This is a genomic window from Microbacterium imperiale (assembly GCF_017876655.1).
GTDB classification, from domain to species: domain Bacteria; phylum Actinomycetota; class Actinomycetes; order Actinomycetales; family Microbacteriaceae; genus Microbacterium; species Microbacterium imperiale.
Genome location: NZ_JAGIOK010000001.1, coordinates 2,836,297 through 2,859,449, shown reverse-complemented (window position 1 = coordinate 2,859,449; position 23,153 = coordinate 2,836,297). Strand labels below are relative to the sequence as shown.

The 23,153-nt window shown below is 70.5% G+C and carries 21 protein-coding genes; 4 read left to right on the top strand and 17 right to left on the bottom strand.

Translation table 11 applies throughout. The annotated features are described in order from the left end of the window. The first annotated feature begins 57 nt into the window (after positions 1 to 57). Complete coding sequence (locus tag JOF37_RS13805; protein ID WP_210007342.1) at positions 58 to 1,362, top strand: MFS transporter; 1,305 nt, start codon at positions 58 to 60, stop codon at positions 1,360 to 1,362. 52 nt (positions 1,363 to 1,414) lie between these two features. Here the strand turns inward: JOF37_RS13805 and JOF37_RS13800 are convergent, their stop codons facing one another. The 6 genes from JOF37_RS13800 to JOF37_RS13775 form a co-directional block, all read right to left on the bottom strand. Beyond that, complete coding sequence (locus tag JOF37_RS13800) at positions 1,415 to 1,969, bottom strand: YceI family protein (RefSeq protein ID WP_210007341.1); 555 nt, start codon at positions 1,967 to 1,969, stop codon at positions 1,415 to 1,417. A gap of 162 nt (positions 1,970 to 2,131) precedes the next feature. Beyond that, the gene (locus tag JOF37_RS13795) at positions 2,132 to 2,500 is read right to left on the bottom strand and encodes an FKBP-type peptidyl-prolyl cis-trans isomerase (RefSeq protein WP_210007340.1); all 369 of its coding nucleotides are present in this window, start codon (positions 2,498 to 2,500) and stop codon (positions 2,132 to 2,134) included. Positions 2,501 to 2,682: 182 nt separating this feature from the next. Further along, positions 2,683 to 3,849 (bottom strand): PrsW family intramembrane metalloprotease, encoded by a 1,167-nt coding sequence (locus tag JOF37_RS13790; protein WP_210007339.1) that lies wholly within the window; start codon positions 3,847 to 3,849, stop codon positions 2,683 to 2,685. 81 nt (positions 3,850 to 3,930) lie between these two features. Then, entirely contained in the window at positions 3,931 to 4,860 is a 930-nt protein-coding gene (locus JOF37_RS13785) for a TAXI family TRAP transporter solute-binding subunit (RefSeq protein ID WP_210007338.1), read from the bottom strand. Further along, positions 4,851 to 6,227: a sensor histidine kinase gene (locus JOF37_RS13780; protein ID WP_210007337.1), complete on the bottom strand. Its 1,377-nt coding sequence runs from the start codon at positions 6,225 to 6,227 to the stop codon at positions 4,851 to 4,853. Before JOF37_RS13780 ends, JOF37_RS13785 begins: the two co-directional genes overlap by 10 nt. Next, a complete protein-coding gene (locus tag JOF37_RS13775; RefSeq protein ID WP_210007336.1) occupies positions 6,224 to 6,880 on the bottom strand; it encodes a response regulator transcription factor in 657 nt (218 codons plus the stop codon). The genes JOF37_RS13780 and JOF37_RS13775 overlap by 4 nt, the downstream gene beginning before the upstream one ends. A gap of 149 nt (positions 6,881 to 7,029) precedes the next feature. Here JOF37_RS13775 and JOF37_RS13770 point away from each other — a divergent pair, with 149 nt between their 5' ends. Further along, the gene (locus JOF37_RS13770) at positions 7,030 to 8,412 is read left to right on the top strand and encodes an MFS transporter (protein WP_210007335.1); all 1,383 of its coding nucleotides are present in this window, start codon (positions 7,030 to 7,032) and stop codon (positions 8,410 to 8,412) included. 9 nt (positions 8,413 to 8,421) lie between these two features. Further along, positions 8,422 to 9,291, top strand: a complete 870-nt coding sequence (locus JOF37_RS13765) for a fumarylacetoacetate hydrolase family protein (RefSeq protein WP_210007334.1) — start codon at positions 8,422 to 8,424, stop codon at positions 9,289 to 9,291. Here the strand turns inward: JOF37_RS13765 and JOF37_RS13760 are convergent. The 10 genes from JOF37_RS13760 to JOF37_RS13715 form a co-directional block, all read right to left on the bottom strand. After that, positions 9,281 to 10,435 (bottom strand): LacI family DNA-binding transcriptional regulator, encoded by a 1,155-nt coding sequence (locus tag JOF37_RS13760; RefSeq protein WP_210007333.1) that lies wholly within the window; start codon positions 10,433 to 10,435, stop codon positions 9,281 to 9,283. The genes JOF37_RS13765 and JOF37_RS13760 overlap by 11 nt on opposite strands. Before the next feature lie 37 nt (positions 10,436 to 10,472). Further along, entirely contained in the window at positions 10,473 to 12,317 is a 1,845-nt protein-coding gene (locus tag JOF37_RS13755; RefSeq protein WP_210007332.1) for a glycoside hydrolase family 3 protein, read from the bottom strand. A 44-nt stretch (positions 12,318 to 12,361) separates the two neighbouring features. Further along, complete coding sequence (locus tag JOF37_RS13750) at positions 12,362 to 13,246, bottom strand: carbohydrate ABC transporter permease (protein ID WP_210007331.1); 885 nt, start codon at positions 13,244 to 13,246, stop codon at positions 12,362 to 12,364. Between the two features lie 4 nt (positions 13,247 to 13,250). Further along, entirely contained in the window at positions 13,251 to 14,207 is a 957-nt protein-coding gene (locus JOF37_RS13745; RefSeq protein ID WP_210007330.1) for a carbohydrate ABC transporter permease, read from the bottom strand. 5 nt (positions 14,208 to 14,212) lie between these two features. Beyond that, positions 14,213 to 15,478, bottom strand: coding sequence for a sugar ABC transporter substrate-binding protein (locus JOF37_RS13740; RefSeq protein ID WP_271175098.1), 1,266 nt, complete (start codon positions 15,476 to 15,478; stop codon positions 14,213 to 14,215). 192 nt (positions 15,479 to 15,670) lie between these two features. Further along, positions 15,671 to 16,135, bottom strand: a complete 465-nt coding sequence (locus tag JOF37_RS13735; protein WP_210007329.1) for a DUF4190 domain-containing protein — start codon at positions 16,133 to 16,135, stop codon at positions 15,671 to 15,673. Positions 16,136 to 16,152: 17 nt separating this feature from the next. Beyond that, positions 16,153 to 17,616, bottom strand: a complete 1,464-nt coding sequence (locus JOF37_RS13730) for an aspartate ammonia-lyase (RefSeq protein WP_210007328.1) — start codon at positions 17,614 to 17,616, stop codon at positions 16,153 to 16,155. A 51-nt stretch (positions 17,617 to 17,667) separates the two neighbouring features. Beyond that, positions 17,668 to 18,600, bottom strand: a complete 933-nt coding sequence (locus JOF37_RS13725; protein ID WP_210007327.1) for a phosphodiesterase — start codon at positions 18,598 to 18,600, stop codon at positions 17,668 to 17,670. Positions 18,601 to 18,623: 23 nt separating this feature from the next. Next, complete coding sequence (locus JOF37_RS13720) at positions 18,624 to 18,959, bottom strand: peptidase (protein ID WP_210007326.1); 336 nt, start codon at positions 18,957 to 18,959, stop codon at positions 18,624 to 18,626. Continuing rightward, positions 18,956 to 20,191 carry an inorganic phosphate transporter gene (locus JOF37_RS13715; RefSeq protein WP_210007325.1) on the bottom strand — a complete coding sequence of 412 codons (1,236 nt, stop codon included), beginning with the start codon at positions 20,189 to 20,191 and terminating at the stop codon, positions 18,956 to 18,958. Before JOF37_RS13715 ends, JOF37_RS13720 begins: the two co-directional genes overlap by 4 nt. A gap of 200 nt (positions 20,192 to 20,391) precedes the next feature. Here JOF37_RS13715 and JOF37_RS13710 point away from each other — a divergent pair, with 200 nt between their 5' ends. Next, the gene (locus tag JOF37_RS13710) at positions 20,392 to 22,536 is read left to right on the top strand and encodes a S9 family peptidase (protein ID WP_210007324.1); all 2,145 of its coding nucleotides are present in this window, start codon (positions 20,392 to 20,394) and stop codon (positions 22,534 to 22,536) included. Between the two features lie 20 nt (positions 22,537 to 22,556). Here JOF37_RS13710 and recR read toward each other — a convergent pair whose 3' ends face one another. Next, positions 22,557 to 23,150 carry a recombination mediator RecR gene (gene recR / locus JOF37_RS13705; protein ID WP_210007323.1) on the bottom strand — a complete coding sequence of 198 codons (594 nt, stop codon included), beginning with the start codon at positions 23,148 to 23,150 and terminating at the stop codon, positions 22,557 to 22,559. Positions 23,151 to 23,153: the final 3 nt, after the last annotated feature.

Sequence of the window (23,153 nt, the reverse complement as noted above, 5' to 3'; positions counted from 1 at the left end):
ATCCGCGGCCGATCGAACGGCAACCGCTCTACTGTACCAGTCCTTTAGGCTCATCTGATGCGCCTGCGACGAGACCATCTGATCGATCTGCGGCCGCTCACCACCTCTCCCGCGTTCGCCCGCATGTGGGTCGGCTCGACGCTGGCCGGCCTCGGCGGTCAGCTGACCATCGTCGCGATCATGCTTCACATGTACGAGCTGACCGCGTCGACCTTCGCCGTCGCGATGATCGCCGTCGCCGGCCTCGTGCCGATGATCATCGCCGGCCTGTACGGCGGCATGCTCGCCGACGCGTTCGACCGGCGCCGCGTCGCCCTGATCGCGGCGACGATCACCTTCGCCTCGACGGCCGTGCTGATGGTGCTGACCTGGACCGGCGACGAGACCGTGGCGTGGCTGTACGCGATCGCCGTCGTCAACTCGGCCGCCAACTCCGTCGTCATGGCGGCGCGCCAGGCGATCGTGCCGCGGCTCATCCCCCGAGAGCTGCTGCCCGCGGCATCCGCGTTGGGGGGCATCACGATGGGGATCATGGTGTCGGTCGGACCCGCCGCCGCAGGGCTGCTCGTCGCCTTCACGGGCTACGGCTGGACGTACACGATCGACCTCGTGCTCATGAGCGCGCTGTTCCTGGGCCTGTGGTCGCTGCCGAGCATCCGTCCCGAGGGAACCGTCGTGCGGCCGGGTCTGCGCTCGCTCGCCGACGGCTGGCGGTTCGTGAGCCGCGCGAAGAACATCCGGATGCAGTTCATCCTCGACATCATCGCGATGACGTTCGGTCAGCCCACCGCGCTCTTCCCCGCCATCGGCGCCGTGCTGCTGGGAGGCGGTGCGATCACGACCGGACTGCTGACCGCCGCGATCGCCGTGGGCGCGTTCTTCTCGAGCCTGTTCTCGGGCCCCATCGCCCGCTACCCGCTGCACGGCCGTGGCATCGAGCGCGCCATCATCGCGTACGGGGCGTCGATCGCCCTCTTCGGCGGGGTGCTGCTCGCCGGAAGCTTCGGGGTGCTCGCGCCGGAGCGGATCGGCGAGGACTCCGCGAACGTCGCCCTCATCGCACTGGCCGCCCTCGCGCTGGCGGGATCGGGCGCCGCCGACAACGTCAGTTCCATCTACCGCAACACGATGGTCCAGGCAGCCGTCCCCGACGCCATCCGCGGTCGCCTGCAGGGACTCTTCATCGTCGTGGTGGCCGGTGGGCCACGGCTGGGAGCGCTGTACGCGGGCACGCTCGCCACCGTCACCGCGCTGTGGTTCCCGCCGCTGCTCGGCGGCTTCGTCATCATCGGGCTCGTCACCCTGCTCGTGCGACTGGCCCCGGCGTTCCGCGCCTACGACGCAGCCCACCCGACGCCCTGAGACGCGACGAGGGGCGGATGCCGCAGCATCCGCCCCTCGGAAATACGGGCGATCAGGCCGAGATCGAACCCTGCAGGTCGAGCTCGATCGTGACGTCCTTGCCGACGAGCACGCCACCGGTCTCGAGGGCGGCGTTCCAGGTCAGGCCGAACTCTTCGCGGTTGATGACCGTCTTGGCGGTCGCGCCGGCCTTGTAGTTGCCCCACGGGTCGGTGCCGAAGCCGCCGAACTCGACCGTGAAGGTGACGGGCTTGGTGACGTCCTTGATGGTGAGGTCGCCGTCGACGAGGAAGTCGCCGCCCTGCTCGCGCACACCGGTCGAGACGAAGGTCATGGTCGGGTAGGTCTCGACGTCGAAGAAGTCGGCGCTGCGCAGGTGGCCGTCGCGGCCCTCGTCCTTGGTGTTGATCGACGCGACGTCGACCTTCGCCTCGAGCGTCAGGTCGAGCGGGTTCTCGGGGGCGACGATGGTGGCCTCGGCGACGGCGAACGTGCCGCGGACCTTCGAGATCATCATGTGGCGAACGCTGAAGCCCACCTCGCTGTGGGAGGCGTCGAGCACCCAGGTGCCTGCCTTGTAACCGGGGATGTCAGTCGTGGTGGTCATGATCGTCCTTCTCGTAGGGCGTCCGGCGGGTCCGGCGTACAGGGGGGCGACAACGCGCCCACCGAACATCGTATTCCCACGAATGTAAATTCGCGGTGACGGAACGACGACGGGCGGATGCCGCTGCGCGCGACATCCGCCCGGAAGAGCGTCGGAGCGGGGTCAGCCCACCGCGAGCAGGTCGATGATGAAGATGAGGGTCTTGCCGCCGAGGAAGTGTCCACCGGCGGGGCCGTACGCGAGGTGCGGCGGGATGACGAGCTCGCGGCGTCCGCCGACCTTCATGCCCGGGATGCCGTCCTGCCAGCCCTGGATGAGGCCGCGCAACGGGAACTGGATGCTCTCGCCGCGGTTCCACGACGAGTCGAACTCCTCCCCCGAGGTGTACTCGACACCGACGTAGTGCACGGTGACGGTGTCGCCGGGCTTGGCCTCGGCGCCGTCGCCGACGATCAGGTCGCGAACGGCGAGGTCGTCGGGTGCCGGGCCCTCGGGGGCGTCGATCTCGGGCTTGGTGCGGTCGTCAGTCATGGGCTCCATCCAACCCGAGCGCGGGGCCGGGTGCAACGCGAGCCGGGGGCGACGCGACCACCCTTGACGACCCCGGCATCCGGATGGATCATGGTCTCAGGCCAACTCAGCGCCCGGGAGACACGCAGGCATCGCCGCGGCACCGGGCGCTGAGTCTTCGTACCGGTGTCAGCCGAGCGGCGTCAGAGCAGCAGCGTCCGCCGAAGCCGCGTCGCGCGCGCCAGGTGGGCGCGCTCGTCGGCGAGGGCCTCGTCGTCGCGTCCGGTGAGGGCGCGCTGGCGCGCCGCGGCGAGTCGCGTGGCCTCGGCGATGAACGCACGCATCGTCTCGGTGCGGTCACCGGGCAGCGACCGCGCCCACGCGAGGGCGCGGCGCCGACCCGATCCGGTCGCGAGCAGGTCGACTTCGACCGGGGTGAACCAGCCGGCGGCGGCGTAGTCCTGCAGCCGCGCGCGGGTCAGCCGCGACTCCTCGCGGCGCAGGAGGATGACGCCGAGCACGAAGGCGATGAACAGCGGCACCTGCAGCGTCACGTACAGCGCGAAGAAGTCGGCGAAAGCGGCCGACCCGTTCCACAGCGCGTGGAGCAGGATCGCGACGGCCAGACCGCCCGCCCACGGGCCGAACACCGCTCCCCCGCGCGCGCCTCGGCGCACCGCGAGACCGACGGCGAAGCCGGTCGCGGCGGTGAACATGACGTGAGCGAACGGAGAGAGGATGCCGCGCAGCACGAACGTGACGGTGACCTGGGCGAAACCGCCCGAGATCAGGCTCTCGGCGAAGTACAGGATGTTCTCGGTGAAGGCGAAGCCGGCTCCGATCATCGCTCCGTAGACGACGCCGTCGACGGGCCCGTCGAAGTACCGCCGTCCGATCGAGAGCAGGAGCAGGATGCCGAGACCCTTGGCGATCTCTTCGACGATCGGCGCCTGCACGACGCTCGCCATCGCCGAGGCGAGCGGATCCCGTGAGGGTCCCAACGCGATCGTCAGCAGCAGGTCGACGCCGAGCGCGATGACGACCGACGCGATCGCACCCCAGCCCAAGGCGAGCCAGAGCAGACGTGGCGGCTCGGGTTCCCACCGGTCGACGATGCGCACGACCCACAGCACGCCCAGCAGAGGCAGGAGGGCCAGCACCGCGCCGACGATCGAAGCCACCCACCCGAGGAAGGTGACGAAGTAGGCGACGAGCCCGAGCAGCAGCACGACGAGCAGCGCGATCACCCAGAGGGCGGCCCAGCCGCCGGGTCGCGCGTGGACGGGCAGCGTCGCCGGCGAGGCGGGGGCGGGCGGAACTGCCCCGGGCTGACCGGGCTGGGGCTGCGAGAGCGGCGACGGGTACGACACGCCCCCACCCTAGGGTGCGCCCGCTCGCTCGGGAGCCGGATCGTTCGAATCGCACGGCGCGAGCGCGCAGCCCGCGCCTCGTCAGCCGTAACGCGCGCGGTAGGCGGCGAGCGCGCCCGGATGCAGTTCGAGCGGTGCGGTGTCGATGAGCGAGGACTCGGTGAGGTACTGCACGCCGAGACTGCCGGGCGGGACCAGCCGCGCGGCGTCATCCACGAGGACGTCGACGAGCAGCCGCACCGCGTCGACCGCGACATCCGGTCGCACGAGCAGCAGGTTCGGGATGCCGACCGTCCGGGCCACGTTCTGCCCGGGATAGACCCCCGCGGCGATATCGACCGGGCGATAGAACTCCGGCCAGTCCCGCGCGAGGCGCGCCGCGGGCTCGTCGAGGTCGAGCAGACGCAGCGCCGTCGCGGGCGGTCGGTCGCCGAGCTCGGGGATGGGCACGCCGCCGGAGAAGAACACGGCATCGAGCTCCCGAGCCTCGAGCGCATCGAGCGCCGCACGCAGCGGCAGCTGCCGGATCCGCGGCCAGCGGGCGGGATCGCCGACCTCGAGCATGCGCCGGGCGGCCAGTGCCGCCCCGGACCGCGGAGCACCGATCGACACCGTGAGCCCCGCCAGCTGCTCGGCGGCGCTGAGGTCGGAATCGGCCCGCACGAGGCACTGCAGGTAGTTCTGGTAGACCCGCCCGACCGCCTGCAGTCCGTCGGCCCGCTCGGCGGCGAGGTCCGCGAGGCAGAGCCCCAGGTCGGCGTCGCCGCTGCGGAGCAGGTCGACGTTCTCGGCGCTCCCCTGCGTCTCGACGACGCGCACCGCATCCGGGCGACGGGTGTCGAGGCGGTCGCGGAAGTTCTCGCCGAACTGCAGATAGGTTCCGCCCCGCTCCCCGCACGCCAGGCGCAGGGTCGGAGCGGCATCCCCGGGCGCGCATCCCGTCAGCGTCGCGAGAGCGACCGAGCCGAGTCCGAGCCCGAGCCCGAGAACCGCTCGACGGGTCAACTCCATGACGCACCTGAAAGCGTCACCGTCACGGCCAGCCCGCGCGGGCGTGCCTGCGAGACGGAGACGGTCCCGCCGTTGGCGTGGACGATCGCGGCGAGCACGGCGTGGCCGAGGCCGGTGCCGGGCATGGTCCGGTGCGCCTGCGCACGCCAGAACCGCCGACCCACGAGCGGAAGGTCTTCGTCGGGCAGTCCGGGACCGTCGTCGGTGACCCGCAGCACCGCCCGGTCCCCCTCGGCTCGCAGCGCCAGCGTCGCCGTCGGGGTCGGACCGGCGTACTTCCCGACGTTCTCGAGCAGGATGAACACCACGTCCTCGAGGTCGCTGCGGCGGCACCCGACCACCACCTCGTCGCTGCCGGCCGATGCCAGACGGAGGCCGTCGAGGTCTCGGCGCTGCCGGAACAGCGCGACGAGCGCGTCGGCGGAGGTCACGTGCTCCGCCGCGGCCGTGCCGTCGTCGGGGCGGGAGCTCGCCCGCTGCTCGGCCTCGGCGAGGAGCAACAGCCGGTCGAGCGTGGCGCTGAGCCGCTCGAGATCGGTGTCGAGGGCGGCGACGGATTCCGAGGTCGGGTCGTCGGCGAGCAGGTCGTCGACGCGATAGCGCATGGCGCTGAGCGGGTTGCGCAGCTGATGCGAGACGTCGGCGACGAGCCCCCGCTGACGCTGGAGCGCCTCTTCGCGAGCGCGCGTCATCCGCGCCACCGATTCCGACAGGTGCTGGATCTCGGGCGGGCCGATCGGGACGGCATCGACCCCGCCCGCGCCGATCGCCCCGTCGGTGGCCGCGGCATCGAGGATGCGCACGGGGCGCAGCACCCACTCGGCGAACCGGAGCGAGAACACGATCAGGGCGCCGAGCAGCACCACCGCCACACCGACGGCGATCGCCCACGATCGCGCAACGTCGGCCCGGGCCTCGCCGACGTCTACGACGAGCATCGCCGCACCGCGCGCCACCTCCGACGCACGGCGCACGGGCGCGGCGATCAGCGCGGTCTCGGACGACCAGGGCAGCACCACGGGGAGGTCGTACTGCGGCAGGTTGCGGCGCGCGGACAGCAGCATCCGGTCCGCACGCTCGGTATCCGGCAGCTCGCCCACGGCGGCGATCGTCCGCCCGGTGCCGTCGACCACCCGCACCGACTCGCCGTGGACCTCGAAGAACCGGTCGAGATAGCGCTGCAGCGACACCGGGTCGCGCTCGCCGGTCGTCGCGGCGAGCTCGACGATCTCGGTCAGCGCGGCTCCCCGCTGCAGGACGAGCGACTGGGTCCGCGCCGACGCGAGCGCGCCGAGCAGCGGCACGAGCACGGCGACGAGGCTGATACCTCCGAGCAGGAGCAGCCCCAGCAGCATCCGCGCCTTCATGTCTCCGTCTCGAGGCGATAGCCGTAGCCGCGGATCGTGGTGATCGTCGCGCCGGGCAGCTTCTGACGCAGTGCCGTCAGGTGCACGTCGAACGACCGCGACGAGGCGGCGTACGCATCACCCCACACCGCATCGAGCAGGCGATGGCGGCTGACCGCACGCCCCGCCGAGCGGGCGAGTTCGGCGAGCATCTCGAACTCCGTGGCGGTCAGGTGCACCTCGTCGGTGCGCATCATCACTCGCCGCGCCGCGAGGTCGATCGCGAGGTCGCCGATGCTCACCCGGTCGACGCGGGGCGCTTCGCCCCGACGGCGGGCGACGGCTTCGACGCGCGCGAGCAGCTCCGGGATGCGCACCGGCTTGACGACGTAGTCGTCCGCTCCTGCCCGCAGCGCGCGCACCGTCGACTCCTCGTCGCCGCGGGCGGTGACGACGATGAGCGGAACCTCGGTGGTGCGACGCAGGCGACGCAGCGCCTCGATGCCGTCGAGATCGGGCAGCCCGAGATCGAGGAGCACGACGTCGTGGTCGTGGTGCTGGAGCAGCAGATCGCTCGCCCGCGCGACGCGGGTGGCCGAGTGCGGCGATCGCCGCAGGCCCGCGACGAGCGCGGCGGCGACCGAGTCGTCGTCCTCGACGATGAGCAAACGCATACTGCAGGGTACGACGGATCGGACGCCGACCGATCGCGCTGTAAAGGCGACGTAAAGATCGCGGCGACGATGCGATGAGGCGGGGATCCTGGGCGTGGAAGAGTCCGACGGACGCACCGAAGCGCCCGCCGCAGAGAGAGGATTCGCTCATGTCGACGACGACAGATCGGCCCCGCAGCGTCAAGCGCTCCGTCCTGAACACGTTGAAGGGCTCGGCGGGCAACCTCGTCGAGTGGTACGACGTCTACGTCTACTCGGTGTTCCTGACGTACTTCGAGTCGCAGTTCTTCAGCGCCGACGACCAGAACTCGACGCTGTACGCGTGGGCGATCTTCGCGGTCACGTTCCTCATGCGTCCCCTCGGCTCCTGGTACTTCGGCCGTCTCGCCGACCGCCGCGGACGACGGTTCGCCCTCACCGTCTCGGTCACCGTCATGGCGGCGTGCTCCGCCCTCATCGCGCTGGCGCCGACGGCCGCGATGATCGGCGGCGGTGCGGCGGTGATCCTGCTGATCGCCCGACTGGCGCAGGGCTTCGCGACGGGCGGCGAGTACGGGGCCAGCGCGACCTACATGTCCGAGGCGGCGGTCCCCGGCCATCGAGGCTTCCTCTCGTCGTTCCACTACGTGACCCTCGTCGGCGGGCACGTGCTGGCGCAGACGACCCTGCTGGTGATGGTGCTGACGCTGAGCTCCGAGCAGATCAGCGACTGGGGTTGGCGCGTCGCGTTCGGCATCGGCGGCCTCGCCGCGATCGTGGTGTTCTGGCTGCGCCGCACCATGGACGAGTCGCTCAGCCAGGAGACGCTCGACGCGGTGCGCACCGGGCAGTTCACCCGCGCGGGGTCGATGCGCGATCTCCTCGTGGTGCAGTGGCGGCCTCTCCTGCTGTGCTTCCTCGTCACGATGGGCGGCACCGTGGCGTTCTACACGTACTCGGTGACCGGGCCCAACATCGTCAAGAACGCGTTCGCGGACGGCGACGTCGTCGCCGGAACGGTGATCAACCTCATCGCGTTGACCGTGCTCATGCTGCTGCAGCCGCTCGGCGGCTGGATCTCCGACCGCGTCGGACGCCGCGCGCTGCTGGTGTTCTTCGGCATCGGCGGAGTGCTCTACACCTGGTTCTTCCTGACCTACCTGCCGCAGCAGACCGATCCGGTCATCGCCTTCGCCCTGCTCATCGGCGCGTTCGTGATCCTCACGGGTTACACCTCGATCAACGCGATCGTGAAGGCGGAGCTCTTCCCGACCTACGTCCGCGCCCTCGGCGTCGGATTCGGGTACGCCATGGCCAACTCGATCTTCGGAGGGACGGCGCCGCTGCTGTTCACCGCGGCGAACGCCAGCTCGCAGGTGCCGCTGTTCATCGCCTACGTCACCGTCGTCATCGCGGTCTCGCTCGTGGTCTACGCGAAGTTCCTCAAGACCGACCAGACGAACTGGCTCGACACCGACAAGCACCCGGCGGCGCCCCGCGAGCGGGCCGCGGCGGATGCACGCGCGGGATCATCCGCGTCCGGCGCCCGGTAGCCTGGGATCATGCGCTTTGCCCACGTGATGACCGCGGGGGCCGACGAACCCCGTCTCGTGCTCGTCGATGACGACCGGGCCACATTCGTCGGCGACCTGTTCGACGGCGCACCCGAGCGGTTGCAGCAGCTGGTCGAGCTCGGCGACGAGGGTCTGGCCCGTGTCGCCGAGGCCGCAGCGGCAGACGCGGTCGCTTGGCACGAGCTCGACGGAGTCACCTACGCGTCGGCCGTGCTCAACCCCCCGATCGTGCTCGCCGTCGGGCTGAACTACGCCGCCCACTCCAGCGAGCTGGGACTCAAGGCCGACAGCGCACCGACCGTGTTCACGCTGTGGCCGAACTCGCTCACCGCCCACGAGGCGACGACCTCGTGGCCGCGCAGCCTCAGCGAGTCGGTCGACTACGAGTCCGAGCTCGGCGTCATCATCGGCCGTCCGGCGAAGAACGTCGCCGCCGACACCGCCCTCGACCACGTCTGGGGCTACACCGTCGTCAACGACATCACCGCCCGCGACATCCAGTTCTCCGAGGCGCAGTGGTCGCGCTGCAAGTCGTTCGACGGCTTCACCCCCACCGGACCCGTCGTCGTGACCGCCGACGAGATCCCCGACCCGCAGAACCTGCACATCTGGGCCGTCGTGGACGGGCAGACGGTGCAGGATGCCTCGACGGGCCAGATGATCCGGTCGGTCGCGACGCTCGTCGCCCACCTGTCGACGGCTGCGACGCTGCTGCCGGGAACGCTCATCTCGACCGGCAGCCCCGGCGGCGCCGGCTACTCGCGCGACCCGCAGATCTTCCTGCGCGACCGCTCGGTCGTCACGGTGGGCATCGACGGCATCGGCGAGCTGCGCACCCACTGCCGCATCATCGACTGACGGCGCCGGCCTCGCAGCCGCAGCTGCCCCCGACGCGCAGCTCGACCTCGACGCGGACGCTGCGCCGGTCGAGCGTGCCGTCCGCGGGATCGTTCAGCAGCAGATGCGCCGCGAGCCGTCCCATCAGCTCCATGGGCTGACGCACAGTCGTCAGCGGCGGCGTCGACATCCGTGCCGCCTGGATGCCGTCGAACCCGGCCAATCCGACCTGACGCGGCACGTCGACGCCGTGGGCATGGAGCACGTCGAGCGTCGCGAGAGCCAGCTGGTCGGTGGCGCACAGCAGTGCGTCCGGCAGCGCGCCGGCGCGGATGCGGCCGGTGAGTTCGGGAAACGACGGCGCGCGCTCGAGGTCGACGACGTCGAGCACCTCGGCGGAGGCTCCCGGGTGCGCCGCGACGGCATCGAAGAACGCGGTCCGCCGTTCGTCGGTGTCGAAGCCCGCGGGCGCATCGATCCATCCGAACGATCGTGCGCCGTGCGTCCGCACGAAGTGGTCGACGAGCATCCGCTCGCCGCCGACGTTGTCGGCGAGGACGTGATGCGCGTGGCCGATCGGCGAGCTCAGCACGACCACCGGCAGGGTCGAGGCGACCGAGCCGAGCGAGGCGTTGACGGTCGCACCCGGCAGGATCGCGAGGCCGTCGACCTGGCCGGCCGTGTCGGCGATCTCGGAGGCGCCCAGGCCGCCGGTGCTCAGCAGCACCGCCGACCCGTTGCGTTTGCATTCGAGAACGAAGCCGCGCTGGATCTCGTCGACGTAGAGCGGGAACGTGCGCGGCTCGCTCCGACGGCTGTCCTCATCCGAGTCCCAGGCGAGCAGGCCCCCGTCGAGGTCGAGATCGGCGAGGTCGGTGAGTCGGCCCCGCTCGGGCGGCACGGGCCGAGCGGGATCGAGCTCGAGCGGGGTCGCCGATTCGACCAGCAGGTCGAACAGGTGCAGTCCCAGCACCCCGGTGCGACCGCGCGCGAGGTTGCGGGCCGAACCGCTCGGGACGTAGCCGAGCTCGCGCGCGACACGCAGCACCACCTCGCGGGTCTCGCTGCGCACCTTGTCGGGCCGCCGGAACGCGAACGACACCGTCGCGATCGACACCCCGGCCCGTTCCGCGACGTCATAGACGGTGGGACGCCCGATCGCCATGGCTACCTCGATTCCTCGGGGAGTCTACCCAGCGCCCTCATGCCGTCACGATCGACAGACCGGTGCCGCGCGGGAAGATCGGGTCGACCGTGTCGCCCGGCACGTCGGTGCGCGAGCGTCGGACCTGCTCCATCGAGCGCGGGATCTCGACGGGCAGGTGCCCGCGTGGCGGCACGGCACCGGTCAGGGCCGCCAGGACCGCGGCATCCGAGCTGCCGTAGTCGGCGACGATCGCCGACGCCACCGGTACGAGCGGCGTCACGATCGCGGGTCGATCGAGCCCGACGACCAGCACGAGCGGGGCGTGCGCCGCGACTCGGGCCAGCCGGGCGACGAGCCCCGGTCCGAACTCGAGCGACCCCTGGTGGAACCACTTCTCGAGGAAGAGGTCGTCGCGCGGCTCGAAGGGCGCCCCGACGCGGACCACCGCGACGTCGGCATCCTCGGGTCGCTGCACTCGCTCGCCGACGGCGGCGAGCGCCTCGTCGCCGATGTTCTCGGCGTAGATCCGGGGGCGCGACATCGCCGCGAACGGCAGCACGCCGTCGCGGTTCTGCAGCACGGTCAGCGACTCGGCCTGCGCCCGCTCGCCGAGGGCGCGGAAGTCGGCGTTGCCGACGATGCGCTCGGCCTCGTCCTCGTCGACGTACGGGTCGTCGAACAGGCCGAGGCGGAACTTCACGAGCAGGATGCGGCGGGCCGAGGCGTCGACGCGTTCGATCGGCACGACCCCGCGCTCGACGAGGTCGACCAGCAGCTCCGTGCACTCCTCGCCGCCGAACTGGTCCACACCGGCGTCGAGCAGGCGCAGCATGCGCTCGGTCGGGTCGAGCTCTTCAACCCCCCAGGCGCGGGCGGGCAGGACCTGGTCGCCGACGTGGTTGTCGTTGACGAGCTCCCAGTCGGTGACGACCACGCCGTCATAGCCCAGCTCGTCGCGCAGCAGGTCGGTGATGATCTGCCGGTTGTAGGCGAACCCGACCTCGGCGATCGGCACTCCGTTCCGCTCCAGCCCGACGGGCATGCCGTAGTAGGGCATCATGCCGGCGGTGCCGCGCCGGATCGCCTCGCGGAACGGCTCGAGGTGGTAGTCGAACATCCCGCCCGGGTACGCCTGCTCGCGCCCGTAAGGGAAGTGGGCGTCCTCGCCGTCGAGCTGCGGGCCGCCGCCGGGGAAGTGCTTGGTCGTGCACGCGACGCTCTCGGCGCCGAGCTGCTCGCCCTGGAACCCGCGCAGGTACGCCGCGGTGATCTGCGAGACCCGCTCGGCGTCGAACCCGAAGGTCTGCGCCTGCCGACCCCACCGGGCCTCGGTCGGCAGATCGATCTGCGGATGCAGCGCCGCGCGGATGCCGACGGCGCAGTACTCGCGCCGCGCGACGTCGGCGAACCGCTCGATGACGTCGAGGTCATCGAGGGCGGCGAGGCCCAGCGGCTCGGGCCACTGCGAGAACGGACCGGCCGAGAACGCCACGCCGGTGTTCTCGACGAAGGCGTGCCGCGGATCGGTGCTGATCGTGACCGGGATGCCGTGCGGCGTGCTCTCGGCCAGACGCTGCAGGTGGTTGTTCCAGCGGGCGCCCTCGCGCGCGGTGCGGATCGCGTGGACGTTGAAGTGGCTCATGTTCTTGCCCACGACGACATCCGAGGTCGGCGACTTCGAGATCGCCCCGGGGGTCTCGAGCAGTTCGCCTTCGGGACCGATCTCGATGACGGTCTGGAACATCAGCCCGATCTTCTCGGCCGGCGACATCCGCGCCAGCAGGTCGTCGGTGCGCTCCTCAGGGCTCAGGCGGGGGTCCTCGTACGGGTCGAGCACCCCGTTGCCGTTGAGGTCGCGGAAGCGCGTGCCGTCGGGTGCGGTCTGGAAGTCGGGTCGCATGGGGAGCTTTCGTTCGTGGGGGGACGGATGCCGCGGCGCGCCGGTCACTTGAGGCCGGTCGTGGCCACGCCGCGGATGAACCAGCGCTGCAGGAAGATGAACAGCACGATGATCGGGGCGATGACCAGGACCGAGCCGGCGAGCAGCAGCCCGTAGTTGGTGGCGTTCTGCCCCGTCGAGTAGAGCGACAGCGCCACCGGAAGCGTGTACATGTCCTCGGTCTGGGCCGACACGAGCGGCCAGAGGAAGTTGTTCCACGACGCCAGGAACGTGAGGATTCCGAGCGTCGCGAGCGGCGGACCGCACAGCGGCATCACGATGCGGGAGAAGATGCGCCACTCCCCCGCCCCGTCGAGCCGTGCCGCCTCGAGCAGGGCGTCGGGGATGCCCTGGATGAACTGGCGCATGAGGAAGACGCCGATGGGGGCGGTGATGAAGGGCAGGATGAGCGCCGGGTAGGTGTTGACCAGCCCGAGCGACGACACCATGACGAACAACGGCACGAATGTCACGACGCCGGGCACCATGAGCGTCACCATCACGAGGACGAACAGCACGCGCTTGCCGGGAAACTCCATCTTCGCCAGCGCGTAGCCGACCATCGAGCAGAACACGATGTTGCCGAGCACCGTGACGACGGCCACGACGAGGCTGTTGACGAAGAAGTGCCCGAAGTCGAGCGGTCCGAACCACTGCGCAAAGTTCTCGCCCGTCGGGTTCTCGGGCAGCCATGTCGGCGGCCGCTGCAGGATCTCGCCCTGCGTCTTGACCGAGCCGAGCAGCATCCAGACGAACGGGATCAGCCACAGCGCGAGGCCGACGGTCAGGACGGTGTAGGTGATCGCACGCGGACCGAACCGACGGCGGCGGCGCCGCGGGGCGGGTGGCGGCGTGACGGTGTCCACCACGGGGGCGGGGATCGTGGTCATCGGATCAGTCCTTCGAACGGAGCAGGCGGAACTGCAGCAGGCTCAGCAGGGCGATGGCGAGGAACAGGACGTAGCTGGCGGCCGATGCGAGGCCGTACTCACCGAAGCCGAACTGCTGGAAGGTGTAGTACGCGACCGACAGGGTCGAATCGAGCGGCCCGCCCTTGGTCATGACGAACGCCTCCTCGAAGAACTGCAGGTAGCCCACCGAGATGAGGACGGCTCCGAGCAGGATCGTCGGACGCAGCAGGGGCAGGGTCACCGAGATGAGGCGCCGCCAGGAGGACGCCCCGTCCATCGTGGCCGCCTCGTTGACGTCCTGCGGCACCGCCTGGAGACCGGCGAGGAAGATCACCATCAACGTGCCGACATTGCGCCACACAGCCATCATGATGAGCGAAGGCAACGCGAACGCGGGATCGTTCAGCCAGTTGGGCCCGTCGATGCCGACGACCGCGAGAGCGGAGTTCAGCAGGCCCTCGGGCTGCAGGATGTAGCGCCAGACGACCGCCACCGCGACGATGCTCGTGACCACGGGGGCGTAGAACCCGACGCGGAAGAACGCGACGATGCGTCCTCCCCCGCTGTTGAGCGCGAGAGCGAGAGCGAGCGCCAGCACCATCGTCACCGGGATGCCGACGACGACGAAGACCGCCGTGACTCCGAGCGAGGTGAGGAAGCGGGGATCGCGGAAGAGGGTCGCGAACTGGTCGAGCCAGACGAAGTTCACCGCGAACGGCGAGGTGATGTCGCGAGCGGTGAAGTCGGTGAACGACATCGCGAACGACCCGACGATCGGGAAGAGCATGAAGACCGCGAACACCGCGACGAAGGGGAGGCAGAACGCCCACGCGATGAGGGCCTGGCGCTTGCGCTGGCGCGCGTGCAGGCCGCCGGGGCGGGAGGCCCCGCGGCCGGAGTCGGTGACGGCTCCGGCCGCGGGGAGGGTGGAGGTGGACATCGACGTCACTTCACGCCGATGGCGTCGGCGTCGGCCTGCAGCTTCTGCAGCACCGAGGCGACGTCGGCGCCGCCGCGGCGCAGCTGCTCGAGCGCCTGGTCGCCCTTGGCGGCGACCTGAACCCAGCTGGTCGTGACGGGCGGAGCCTTCGCGGTCCGCAGCTGCTCGCCGAAGGTCGTCAGGCTCGCATCGTCCGCGAGCGCGGGGTCGTCCCACGCCGACTCCAGCGCCGGGAGGTCACCGGTCTCCTCGTAGAAGGCGACCTGCGTCTCGGGCTCGCTCAGCCAGCGCACGAGCTTCCACGCCGACTCGGCGTTGGCACTGTTCTCGAAGACGACGAGGTTGGCACCGCCGCTGAACGACACCGACTCCTCGGCAGCCGGCAGCACGGCGGTCGCGTACTTCGACGCGAAGTCTTCGCCGCCCACGAGCTCGAGCTGTCCCCGCAGGAACGGCCCCTCGACGACCATCGGGGTGGTGCCGGCGACGAACTCCGCCTCGGTGGCGCCGGCCGAGACGTCGGCGTCGGCGTCGGCGAGGCCCTCGTCGAAGAAGCTCTGGTAGTACGACAGCCCCGCCGCCATCTCGGGGGTGTCGAGCGTCCAGGAGTCACCGTCGATCAGCTCGGCGCCGGCGGACCACGGCATCCACATGGCGCCCTGGAACGAGTCGTTGCCGCCCGGCATCCGGATGCCGAAGTCGGCCCCCGCCTTCTCCTTCATGTCGGCGGCGAGCTGCTGCAGCTCGTCCCAGTCGGTGGGCGCCTCCGTCCACCCGGCCTGCTGTGCCAGGTCGGTGCGGTAGTACAGCACGCGGGTGTCGACGTACCAGGGCACTCCGGCCGCGCGGTCGTCGAACTCCGTCGTGCTGAGCGCACCGGGGAAGAAGCCGTCGGTGGGGATCTCGGTGGGGACAGTCGCGAAGGCGTCGCCGAAGTCGGCCATCCAGGTCGAGCCCATCATGGCGACGTCGGGGGTGTTGCCGCCCGCGATCGCGGTCTGGATCTTGTTGTGCGCGGCATCCCACGGAATGGCGGTGACGTCGATCTTCACGTCGGGGTTGGCCTTCTCGAACTCGGCCACGAACTCCGGCAGAGCCTCGCCCTCGGCGCCCATGGCCCAGACGCTGAGCGTGCCGGTGGCGGGGCTGTCATCGATCGAGGTGACCTCGGCCGGCCCCGAGGCGGTGTCATCGGCGCGACCGCATCCGGTCAGCACCAGGGCGAATGCGGTCAGAGTCGCCACGCCGCCGGCCACTGTCTTGAACTTCACGTCTTCCTCCTTGAATCGCGGGTCACGCGGCGCGATCAAAGCGCTTAAACCGCGCAGGTGTGAGTTTAAGCGCTTTGATCGTCATCGCGCAACCGAGCGATGACGAACCGGGAACCGCGCAGCGATGGCCCTCAAGAGAAAGCCCCCGCGGTCATCCGCGGGGGCTTTCGGGTCGTCGTCGTGCTGACGGCGTCAGCGCATGTCGGCGCAGGACTGGGTCTGGCCCCACACCGTCACCGTGTCGGCGCCTTCGACGACGCACGCCTGGTAGACGTCGTTGGCCACGTTGCCGAAGATCGTGAACAGCACGATCGCCACGATGATGCCGATCACCATGAGGACGGCGCTGATGATGATCGCCGCGAGAGCGAAACCGTTCTTGTGCCCCGCCTTCTTGCTCTGCACCAGCGCGACGATGCCCAGCACCAGTGCGACGAGCTGAGCGAAGAACGACAGGATGAACGCGACGATGCCGAGCGTCTTGCCGGGCACGGGCGCGTTGGGGTTGCCGTACGAGGTGTCGGAGGACGAGGTCGGGTAAGCCGGCGGCTGGTAGGCCGGAGGCTGCGGCGCGGACGGGTTGTTCGGGTCGGTCATGGGGTCCCCCGGGTCGGTCGAGAAGCGATGAACACCACCGACGTTAGCGACAGCGGTCACCGCCGCACAAAGGCTTGTCAGCCCGCGACATCCTCGTCGATGTCGGCACGCACGATCGGGATCGCCGCCGTGACCGCCTGCAGGCCCGACAGGCGCGCCGGCGAGAGCTGCTTGTCGACCTCTTCGCGCGACATCAGCCCCGCCTCGACGACGAGGTCGCCCACGTTGCGGTGGGTCAGCAGCGCCGTCTTGGCCAAAGCTGCGGCCGCCGCGTATCCGATGAACGGGGTCAGGGCGGTGACGACGCCCACCGACGATCCGACCATGGCGCCGAGCCGCTCGTGGTTGGCCGTGATGCCGTCGACGCAGTTCACGCGCAGGGTGCGCATGGCACGCCGCATCCAGGTGATCGACTGGAAGATCGAGTGCGCGATGATCGGCTCGAAGGCGTTCAGCTGCAGCTGCCCTCCCTCGACCGCCATCGTCACCGTGAGGTCGGCGCCGGCGACGGCGAAGGCGACCTGATTGACGACCTCGGGGATGACGGGGTTGACCTTGCCGGGCATGATGCTCGATCCCGCCTGCCGGGGCGGCAGGTTGATCTCGCCGAAGCCCGCCTGCGGCCCGCTCGAGAGCAGCCGGAGGTCGTTGCTGATCTTCGACAGCTTGATGGCGTTGCGCTTGAGCGAGGACGAGAACGACATGAACGCGCCGGTGTCGCTCGTCGACTCGACGAGGTCGACGGCGCTCGACAGGTCGAGACCGGTGATCTCGCGCAGGTGCCGCACGACGCTGGGGCGGTAGTCGGGGTGCGTCGTGATCCCCGTGCCGATCGCGGTGGCGCCCATGTTGATCTCGTACAGCAGCGAGGCGTTCTCGCCCAGGCGCTCGAGATCCTCGCCCAGGGTGGTGGCGAAGCCGTGGAACTCCTGCCCGAGTGTCATCGGAACGGCATCCTGCAGCTGCGTCCGGCCGACCTTGAGCACGTCGTGGAACTCCACAGCCTTGGCCAGGAACGACGCGCGCAGCAGCCCCAGCTCGTCGAGCAGGGTCTGCAGATCGAGCCCGAGCCCCACCTTGATGGCGGTCGGGTAGACATCGTTCGTGGACTGGCTGCGATTGGTGTGGTCGATCGGCGACAGGTACGCGTAGTCGCCCTTCTCGCGGCCGGCCATCTCGAGCGCGACGTTGGTGATGACCTCGTTGGCGTTCATGTTGGTCGACGTGCCGGCGCCGCCCTGGACCACGCCGACGACGAACTGGTCGTGGAACTCGCCGTCGATGACCCGCTGCGAGGCGCGGTCGATGAGGTCGGCCCGTTCCGGGTCGAGGGCGCCGATGTCGCGGTTAGCGCGAGCCGAGGCCTGCTTCACCATCGCCAGCCCGCGCACGAGGTCGCGATACACCGAGATCGGGCGCTGCGAGACCGGGAAGTTCTCGAGGGCTCGCGCCGTGTGCACCCCCCAGTACGCGTCGGCGGGGATCTCGAGCGATCCGAGCGAATCGGTCTCGGTGCGGGTGGCGGCAGTGGGCATGCTCATGCACGGGTCCTTGTGGGTCTCACGGCGATGGGAGGGACGCTCCCAGCCTACTCAGCGCTTGCGCGAAAAAGCCTCGAGCCGCTCCTGCGGCGTGAGGGCCGCCATGCGAGCGGTCCACTCGGCCGAGAAGTAGTCGCCCGTCGGGGCCTCGACGACGGGCACGACGGCGTGGGTGATCACGTCGTCGTACACGTGCACGAGCTGGAAGGCCTGGCCGGCATCCATGCCGTTGACCGCGGCGGCGGGGCGCTGCAGGTTCATCGTGTAGCAGGTCGCCGACGCGACGCTCACGGGAACACCGGCGAACGTGCCCGAGGTCGAGTAATGCAGATGACCGGCGAGGATGCCGCGCACGTCGGTGCCGCGGATGACGTCGGCGAAGGCGTCCTGCTCGCGCAGCTCGAGGATGTCGAAGAACGGTATGTGGCTCGGAAGCGGCGGGTGGTGCAGCGCGAGGATCGTGCCGTGGGGCGCCGGCTCGGCGAGAACCTCCGCGAGCCACGCGAGCTGATCGGCGTCGATCTGCCCGTGATGCCATCCCGGCACCGTCGAATCGAGCGCGACGAGCCGGAGTCCGCGCAGGTCCCAGACACCCGTCAACGGCGCGTCGTCACGATCGCCCGGCGCCGCGGCATCCATCAGTCCCGCGCGCATCGCGGGACGCTCATCGTGGTTGCCGGCCACCCACACGACCGGGGCGCCGAGCCGCTCGGCGACCGGCTCGACCGCATCGCGCAGCCGTCGGTAGGCGTCGGGCTCACCGAGGTCGGTGAGGTCACCGGTGAACACGAGGGCGTCGGGGCGCACGCCGGTGCGCTCGACCGCGGCGAGCGTGGCCGCGAGGTTCGCCTCGACGTCGTACCGGCCGCCGAGCGCGGCGCCGCCGGCGAGCAGGTGCGTGTCGCTGAGGTGGACGATCACGTGCTCGGCCGGGGCGTGGCGACCGAATTGCACGCGGGCGTCGGACGGTTCGCGGGAGGTCATACCGTCAGCCTAGGACGGGCCTCCTACCGTCCCGCGACGATGAGGACGATGCCGCCCAGCACGGCGAGGCCGCACAGAGCGAACGCCCCGACGGCGCCGATGTATGCGACGCGCTTCTGTCCCGCGGTGAGCGGGCTCTTCTTCGCGGCCTTGGCGGCGGCCTTCGCGCGGCGGCGGGCCTGCTTCTCGCTGATCACGGCGATCGCGTCGGTGAACTCCGCGGGGGCGACCACCGGCACCCGGCCCGCCCGCACGAGCAGGCGCAGTCCCAGCGCGTAGAAGCCGACGACGAGCACGGCGCCGCAGATGGCGGCCGCGAAAACCTGGACGAAGGCGAGCCAGTCGATCGAGACGTTCATCGGTCCTCCTCCCGCGTCGGGGTGTGCGCGGCGGCAGCGGCCTTCTCACGGCGCTGGCGGCGCGTGGGCGGCGGATCGGACGGCACGTCGACGGCCAGACCCGAGTCGGCGACCTCGCTCATCGCGTTCCCGGCGTGGACCTCGTCGCGACGCGACCGCAGGAACAGCACCAGGACGATCGCGACGGCGAGCACCGCGTCGACGATGATGCCGACCGCGCCGAACCACACCACCAGCAGCGCGGCGAGCGCGCCGACGGCACCCGAGGCCGGCAGGGTGAGCAGCCAGCCGATCGCGATGCGGCCCGCGGTGCGCCACCGCACGGTCGAGCCGCGCCGCCCGAGCCCCGAGCCGATGACCGAGCCCGACGCCACCTGCGTCGTCGACAGCGCGAAGCCCAGGGCGCTCGAGGCGAGGATCGTCGACGCGGTGGACGCCTCGGCCGAGAAGCCCTGCGCGGGCTTGACGTCGGTGAGCCCCTTGCCGAGCGTGCGGATGATGCGCCAGCCGCCCATGTAGGTGCCCAGGGCGATCGTGACGGCGCACGCGACGATGACCCACAGCTGCGGCTCGGCGTGCTCGGCGCTCTGCCATCCCGCGGCGATGAGCGCCAGAGTGATGACGCCCATCGTCTTCTGCGCATCGTTGGTGCCGTGCGCGAGCGCGACGAGCGACGAGGTGAAGATCTGACCCCAGCGGAATCCGTCGCGCCCGTCCGGCTTGCCGTCGTAACGGCGGGTGACGGCGTACGCGACCTTCGTCACGGTGAAGGCGATGACGCCCGCGGTCACGGGGGCGATGAGCGCCGGCAGGATGATCTTGCTCAGCACGACCCCGAAGTCGATCGCCATGGCGCCGACGCCGACGAGGGTCGCTCCGATGAGGCCGCCGAACAGCGCGTGCGACGAGCTCGAAGGCAGCCCCAGCAGCCACGTCAGCATGTTCCAGGTGATCGCGCCGATGAGTCCGGCGAAGATCAGCGGCAGCAGGGCCGTCGCAGCGAGCTGGTCCTCATGGATGATGCCGTGCGAGACGGTCTTGGCCACCTCGGTCGACAGGAAGGCTCCGACGAGGTTGAGGCCGGCGGCCAGCAGCACGGCGACCTTCGGCTTGAGCGCCCCGGTCGCGATCGGCGTCGCCATGGCGTTGGCCGTGTCGTGGAAGCCGTTGGTGAAATCGAAGAAGAGTGCCAGTGCGATGACCAGCAGAAGGATGAGTACAGCGGTTTCCACTGCGCGCTCTCTGTGACGTGCGGCCCCGCGAACGCGGGTCCGGCAGGACGGATCGGGATGCCGCGGCCGCGGCGGGCGCGAACGAAGAGTTCACCGTCTGTTCAGGGTCCGGCAACCGGACCATCGAATCCTGCCACATCGACGCGGGCGACCGGCAATCGTCCGGCCGGGCACCGCGGACGCGGCACTAGCGTGGAACGGTGACCGATTCCCGCGACACCGCACCGCTGCCCGCCCCGATCGCCCCCGTCCGCGAGCACCGACGCCGGCATCACGGCGACGAGTTCGTCGACCGGTACGAGTGGTTCCGCGCGAAGGACGACGCGGAGGTCCTGGCTCATCTCGAAGCCGAGAACGCGTACACCGACGCCCGCACCGCCCACCTCGCCGGCCTGCGCGATCGCATCTTCGACGAGATCAAGGGCCGCACGCTCGAGACCGACCTGTCCGTGCCCTCGCGTCGTGGCGACTGGTGGTACTACAGCCGGACCGTGGAGGGCAGCCAGTACGGCATCCACTGCCGTGCTCCCCTCGCGTCCGCCGACGACTGGACGCCCCCGCTGCTCGAGCCCGGCGTCGACGTGCCCGGCGAGCAGGTGCTGCTCGACGGCAACGCCGAGGCCGAGGGCGCCGAGTTCTTCTCGCTCGGCAGCTTCGAGGTGTCGAACGACGGCTCGCTGCTGCTGTACGGCATCGACACCGAGGGCGACGAGCGGTACACCCTGCGCATCCGTGACATCGCGACCGGCCGCACGCTGCCCGACGAGATCCCCGGTACCTTCGCCGGCGCTTCGCTGTCTCCCGACGGCCGCTTCGTCGTGTACTCGACCGTCGATGACGCCTGGCGCCCCGACACGGTGTGGCTGCACGAGATCGGCACCGAGCCGGCATCCGATCAGCGCCTCTTCCACGAGCCGGACGAGCGCTACTGGGTGGGTGCGGGCTTCACCCGCAGCGACCGCTACCTCGTGATCGAGGTCGGCTCGTCGATCACGAGCGAGGAGTTCCTCGTGCCGGCCGACGATCTGCGGGCCGAGCCCCGGTCGGTGTGGCCGCGGCGCGAGGGAGTCGAGTACTCGCTGTCGCATGCGGTCGTCGGCGGCGAGGACGTGCTGTACATCCTGCACAACGACGGCGCGCTGGACTTCGAGCTCGTCCGCGTCGCCGCCGCCGACCCGACCGGTGCACGCGAGGTCGTGCTCGCGCACGAGCCCGGACGCCGACTGGAGGGGCTGTCGACGTTCCGGGACTGGGCGCTGCTCGGGTACCGCCGCGAGGGGCTGCAACGACTCGGCGTCTTCGACTACGCGAGCGGGTCGGTCGACGAGCTCGCCTTCCCCGAGCCGCTGTACACGGTCGGTTCGGGCGGGAACCCCGAATGGGCCCCGCCGGTGATCCGGCTCGGGTACGGCTCGTTCGTGACGCCCGCCGCCGTCTACGACTACGTCGTCGAGACCGGCGAGCTGCTGCTGCGCAAGCGCCAGCCGGTGCTGGGCGGCTATGAGCCGGAGGACTACGAGCAGCGGCGCGTGTGGGCCGTCGCCGACGACGGCACCCGCATCCCGGTCTCGGTGGTGTGGAAGCGCTCATTCGGCGACCCCACCGCGACGGATGCCGGTCCGCGCGCGCTGCACCTCTACGGCTACGGCTCGTACGAGCACTCCATCGACCCGGCGATGTCGGTGGCACGGCTGTCGCTGCTCGACCGCGGCGTCGTCTTCGCCGTCGCGCACGTTCGCGGCGGCGGTGAGATGGGCCGCCAGTGGTACGAGGAGGGCAAGCTGCTGCACAAGCGCAACACCTTCACCGACTTCGTCACCGTGGCCCGCCACCTCGTCGACACCGGCTACACCTCACCCGATCGACTCGTGGCCGAGGGCGGCTCGGCGGGCGGACTGCTCATGGGCGCCGTGGCCAACCTCGCCCCCGAGCTGTTCGCCGGCATCCTGGCGGCGGTGCCCTTCGTCGACGCGCTCACGACGATCCTCGACCCGTCGTTGCCGCTGACGGTCATCGAGTGGGACGAATGGGGCGACCCGCTGCACGACGCCGAGGTGTACGCCTACATGAAGTCGTACTCGCCGTACGAGAACGTCCGCGAGGGCGCGACCTACCCGCGGATCCTGGCCGTGACCTCGCTCAACGACACGCGCGTGCTGTACGTCGAGCCGGCGAAGTGGGTCGCTCGCCTGCGCGAGGTCGGCGCCGACGCGCTGCTCAAGTGCGAGATGTCAGCCGGCCACGGCGGCGTCAGCGGGCGCTACAACTCCTGGCGCGAGCGGGCCTTCGAGCTGGCCTGGCTTCTCGACGTGGTCGGGCTCGCGGACGCCCCGGCCGAGGGCTGAGGCCGCTTCGAGGGTCGTCGTCAGAGCTGGCGGCGGCCCTCGAAGGCGCGTCCGAGGGTCACCTCGTCGGCGTACTCGAGGTCGCCGCCGACGGGCAGCCCCGACGCGAGACGCGTGACGCGGATCTCGAGGGTCGTCAGCAGCCGGCTGAGGTAGGTCGCCGTCGCCTCGCCCTCGAGGTTCGGGTTGGTGGCGAGGATGACCTCTTGCACCGTGCCGTCGGCGAGGCGCTGCATGAGCTGCGCGATGCGCAGATCGTCGGGGCCGACGCCGCCGATGGGACTGATCGCGCCGCCGAGCACGTGGTACAGCCCGCGGAACTCGCGGGTGCGCTCGATGGCGGCGACGTCCTTCGCGTCTTCGACCACGCAGATGAAGGACCCGTCGCGACGAGGGTCACGGCAGATGGCGCAGCGCTCCTGCTCGGAGACGTTGCCGCACAGCTCGCAGAAGCGCACCCGCTCGCGCAGCTCGCCCAGCAGGTGCGAGAGCTTCGAGACGTCGAAGGTGGGCGTCTGGAGGATGTGGAACGCGATGCGCTGCGCCGACTTCGGCCCGATGCCGGGCAGGCGGCCGAACTCGTCGATGAGGTCCTGGACGATGCCGTCGTACATGGC

Excerpts from the sequence above, each read along its gene's own strand:
- JOF37_RS13750 (WP_210007331.1), bottom strand. The coding sequence starts at position 13,246 with ATGACCACGATCCCCGCCCCCGTGGTGGACACCGTCACGCCGCCACCC.
- JOF37_RS13765 (WP_210007334.1), top strand. The coding sequence starts at position 8,422 with ATGCGCTTTGCCCACGTGATGACCGCGGGGGCCGACGAACCCCGTCTC.
- JOF37_RS13770 (WP_210007335.1), top strand. The coding sequence starts at position 7,030 with ATGTCGACGACGACAGATCGGCCCCGCAGCGTCAAGCGCTCCGTCCTG.
- JOF37_RS13785 (WP_210007338.1), bottom strand. The coding sequence starts at position 4,860 with ATGGAGTTGACCCGTCGAGCGGTTCTCGGGCTCGGGCTCGGACTCGGC.
- JOF37_RS13745 (WP_210007330.1), bottom strand. The coding sequence starts at position 14,207 with ATGTCCACCTCCACCCTCCCCGCGGCCGGAGCCGTCACCGACTCCGGC.
- JOF37_RS13755 (WP_210007332.1), bottom strand. The coding sequence starts at position 12,317 with ATGCGACCCGACTTCCAGACCGCACCCGACGGCACGCGCTTCCGCGAC.
- JOF37_RS13805 (WP_210007342.1), top strand. The coding sequence starts at position 58 with ATGCGCCTGCGACGAGACCATCTGATCGATCTGCGGCCGCTCACCACC.
- JOF37_RS13775 (WP_210007336.1), bottom strand. The coding sequence starts at position 6,880 with ATGCGTTTGCTCATCGTCGAGGACGACGACTCGGTCGCCGCCGCGCTC.
- JOF37_RS13760 (WP_210007333.1), bottom strand. The coding sequence starts at position 10,435 with ATGGCGATCGGGCGTCCCACCGTCTATGACGTCGCGGAACGGGCCGGG.
- JOF37_RS13795 (WP_210007340.1), bottom strand. The coding sequence starts at position 2,500 with ATGACTGACGACCGCACCAAGCCCGAGATCGACGCCCCCGAGGGCCCG.
- JOF37_RS13730 (WP_210007328.1), bottom strand. The coding sequence starts at position 17,616 with ATGAGCATGCCCACTGCCGCCACCCGCACCGAGACCGATTCGCTCGGA.
- JOF37_RS13800 (WP_210007341.1), bottom strand. The coding sequence starts at position 1,969 with ATGACCACCACGACTGACATCCCCGGTTACAAGGCAGGCACCTGGGTG.
- recR (WP_210007323.1), bottom strand. The coding sequence starts at position 23,150 with ATGTACGACGGCATCGTCCAGGACCTCATCGACGAGTTCGGCCGCCTG.
- JOF37_RS13725 (WP_210007327.1), bottom strand. The coding sequence starts at position 18,600 with ATGACCTCCCGCGAACCGTCCGACGCCCGCGTGCAATTCGGTCGCCAC.
- JOF37_RS13720 (WP_210007326.1), bottom strand. The coding sequence starts at position 18,959 with ATGAACGTCTCGATCGACTGGCTCGCCTTCGTCCAGGTTTTCGCGGCC.
- JOF37_RS13780 (WP_210007337.1), bottom strand. The coding sequence starts at position 6,227 with ATGAAGGCGCGGATGCTGCTGGGGCTGCTCCTGCTCGGAGGTATCAGC.